Annotated in this window: 1 pseudogene; it reads left to right on the plus strand. The window is 60.4% G+C overall.

Annotated elements, in window-relative coordinates:
* Positions 1-188: 188 nt before the first annotated feature.
* Positions 189-321: pseudogene (tdh, locus tag EOB49_RS35015) on the plus strand (L-threonine 3-dehydrogenase); the annotation flags it as partial.

Genomic DNA, 321 nt, shown 5'->3' on the forward strand with positions numbered 1-321 from the left:
GGCGACCTTGGCTCACTGGCAGCCGGATTGGTGATCCAGCAGATCGGCCCCAGGCTCCGTCAGAATTTGCGCCGCGAGGCCGAGCAGGCGGGGCTGACCATTCCGGACGTTCAAACGAGTTAGTGGCCTACCTTCCCGTTGTGCAGGCTATCTCGCCAGAAGCGCAATCACGGAATAGGGAAATCCTGATGTCGAACATGATGAAGGCGCTTGTGAAGGCCAAGGCCGAACCGGGCATCTGGATGGAAGAGGTGCCGGTGCCGGAAATCGGCCCCAACGACGTGCTGATCAAGATCAAGAAGACGGCGATCTGCGGCACCG

This window comes from Mesorhizobium sp. M7A.F.Ca.MR.148.00.0.0, from assembly GCF_003997735.1.
In the GTDB taxonomy this organism is placed as follows: domain Bacteria; phylum Pseudomonadota; class Alphaproteobacteria; order Rhizobiales; family Rhizobiaceae; genus Mesorhizobium.